The sequence below is a fragment of the Sporichthya brevicatena genome, from assembly GCF_039525035.1.
Lineage (GTDB): Bacteria > Actinomycetota > Actinomycetes > Sporichthyales > Sporichthyaceae > Sporichthya > Sporichthya brevicatena.
This window is the reverse complement of the sequence record NZ_BAAAHE010000039.1, coordinates 1-2,729: the sequence shown is the minus strand read 5'-3', so window position 1 is coordinate 2,729 and position 2,729 is coordinate 1. Positions and strand designations below refer to the sequence as shown.

Here is a 2,729-nt window from a genome sequence, read left to right as displayed (position 1 = left end):
GATAATCCGCGCAGGCGCCTTCGTCCGGAAACCACTCGCGGAACTCCTGCCACGTCCGCGGGTAATCGGCACCACCGACGGGACGCTCCTGGCTCACGCACCAAATGCTACTGCACTCAAGCAGATATGCAGAACATATGTTCGAAGAGTAGCTCGGTTCGCCCCGCAACGCAAGAGGTCGGGCCAGAACAGTTCTGGCCCGACCTCGTGGGTTCGAGGAGGGTGTCGTTCGCGGCGTCAGATGATTCGCTTGGTGTCGAGGAACTTGGTGCCGATCTCCTCGTCGCCCTTGATCGCGACGCCGGCCTCGCGCCAGGGCTCGCGGTCGGTGCCCCAGATCGGGAAGGTCGCGGCGGGGCCCTCGATCGTGACGGCGGCGCCGGAGGACGGGCCCTCCGTCACCTTCGCGCGCTTCGTGCCGGGGGCGATGGTCCACGTCCCACCGCCGGGGCCGACGAGGCGGAACTCGATCGGCGCGGAGAGCCAGGACAGGCGGTCGCCACTCATGGGGGAGAGGCCGGCGATCATCCACTCGATCGAGGTGGCGAGGGTGTTCTCGTCGGGCGCGGTCATTGTGCGGCCGAGGGCGGCGGCGATGTCGTAACGGGCGTGGAGTCCGTGGTCGAACACGAAGGCGCTCGTCAGCAGCTTCGCCGGGTAGGCACCGACCTCGGCGACGCGGACCGGCAGCGAACGCGCGCCGGGGGCCTGGACGACCTTCATCACCGGCACGCACCGGTTGCCCCACACCTCGTACTCGCGGAGGAGCTTGGCCGGCTCCCACGAGCGACGCTTCTCGGCGTCGCGGTTGTTCGCCGCCTCGATGTCCTTGCCCGCGAGAAGCTTGAGCACCCAGGGAGTGAACGTCCCGTGACACGCCGCGCCCATGTGGGAGACCACGTCGCGGACCGCCCAGCCGGCGCACTTGCTCGGCGCCGCCCACTCGTCCTCGCGCAGGTCGCGGAGCAGGTTGAGGATGTGAACCCGGTCGTTCTTGAAGGCCGCAGCCCGATCCAGTGCCATGCGGCAACGTTAACGACCAATCACGTTGCCCGTCAACGGGTCCGAGGGACATCGGACCTAGCCGCGGGCCGTTCGTGCGGGATAGGATTATTCGCCAGAGTTATCCATCACTAACGCCGTAGTCGAGATCCAGGACGGTTATCCCATGACCTCAGTCGCCGACCGGTCCACCGAGAGCACCACGACGGACCCGGGCGCCCAGCTGGCCGCCGACACGGTGCTGCGCCTTCGCGCCGTGCACCGCACCGGCCGCACGCTTCCGCTGGAGTGGCGCAAGCGTCAGCTCGAAGGCATCATCCGGCTGGTCACCGAGCGCGAGTCCGAGCTCGCCGAGGCGCTGGCCTCCGACCTCGGCCGTACGCCGCACGAGACGTGGTTCGGCGACATCGCGTCGACGGTCGGTGAGGCCGAGTACGCGCTCAAGCACCTGAAGAAGTGGATGAAGCCGACCCGCACCGGTGTGCCCCTGGCCCTGATGCCGGGCAAGGCCTCGTACCGGTACGAGCCGCTCGGCACCGTCCTGGTGATCGGGCCGTGGAACTATCCCTTCTACCTGACGCTCGGCCCGCTCATCGGCGCCGTCGCCGCCGGCAACTGCTGCGTGGTCAAGCCGTCCGAGCACGCCCCGGCCGCCTCCGCGGTACTGGCGCGCCTGATCCCCGAGTACCTCGACTCGGAGGCGATCGCGGTCCTGGAGGGTGACGCCGCGATCACCCAGCAGCTGATCGACCAGAAGATGGACCTGGTCTTCTTCACCGGTGGCACCGAGATCGGTCGCAAGATCGCCGAGGCGTGCGCGCCGCACCTGACTCCGGTCGTCCTGGAGCTCGGCGGCAAGAGCCCGGTCATCGTCACCAAGAACGCCGACCTCGGCGTCGCCGCCCGTCGCATCGCCTTCGGCAAGCTGCTCAACTCGGGCCAGACCTGCGTCGCGCCGGACTACCTGCTGGTCGAGAAGAGCGTCCGCGAGGAGTTCGCCGCGGAACTCAAGAAGGCGATGTCCGACATGCGCGCCGGCGCGCCGGAGAAGCAGCGCGTTGTGAACGAGCGTCAGTTCCAGCGGCTGACCGGCCTGCTCAAGGGGCTCAAGCCCGAGACCGGCGGCAACGCGGACGAGACCTCGATCGCGATCGAGCCCACCGTGGTGGTGAACCCGGACCGCACCGCACCGGTCATGCAGGGCGAGATCTTCGGCCCGATCCTGCCGATCATCGACGTCGACTCCCTCGACCACGCGATCGCGATCATCAACGAGGGTGAGAAGCCGCTCGCGGCCTACATCTTCAGCAAGTCGAAGTCCGAGATCGAGCGCCTGTTCAGCGAGGTCCCCTGCGGTGGTGCGGTGGCCAACCACATCGCCATGCACGTCCTCGCGCCGCAGCTTCCCTTCGGCGGCGTCGGCTACTCCGGCATGGGCGCGTACCACGGCAAGTGGGGTTACGAGGCCTTCAGCCACCGCAAGGCGACGCTGAAGATGCCGACCAAGCCCGACCTCAAGCTGATGTACCCGCCGTACAGCGAGCGCGACCAGAAGATCCTTCGCAAGCTCGCCTGACGGGGCGTCATCCTCCCCGAAAGTGCAGTACGCCACCCGGATTTTGCATTCGGACGTGGCGTACTGCGCTTTCGGGGGTGAAAAGCGCCTAGCCTCGATCTTTCGTGAGGCTGTCGGTGTCGCGGGCTTGCGCGGTTGACCGAGGCGTTCG

The 2,729-nt window shown here is 67.7% G+C and carries 2 protein-coding genes; one reads left to right on the top strand and one right to left on the bottom strand.

The genetic code is table 11. From position 1 onward, the window contains the following. Positions 1-237 precede the first annotated feature (237 nt). The gene (locus ABD401_RS19355) at positions 238-1,023 is read right to left on the bottom strand and encodes a maleylpyruvate isomerase family mycothiol-dependent enzyme (protein WP_344607774.1); all 786 of its coding nucleotides are present in this window, start codon (positions 1,021-1,023) and stop codon (positions 238-240) included. Between the two features lie 145 nt (positions 1,024-1,168). Here ABD401_RS19355 and ABD401_RS19350 point away from each other — a divergent pair, with 145 nt between their 5' ends. Further along, entirely contained in the window at positions 1,169-2,578 is a 1,410-nt protein-coding gene (locus ABD401_RS19350; protein ID WP_344607772.1) for an aldehyde dehydrogenase family protein, read from the top strand. Positions 2,579-2,729: the final 151 nt, after the last annotated feature.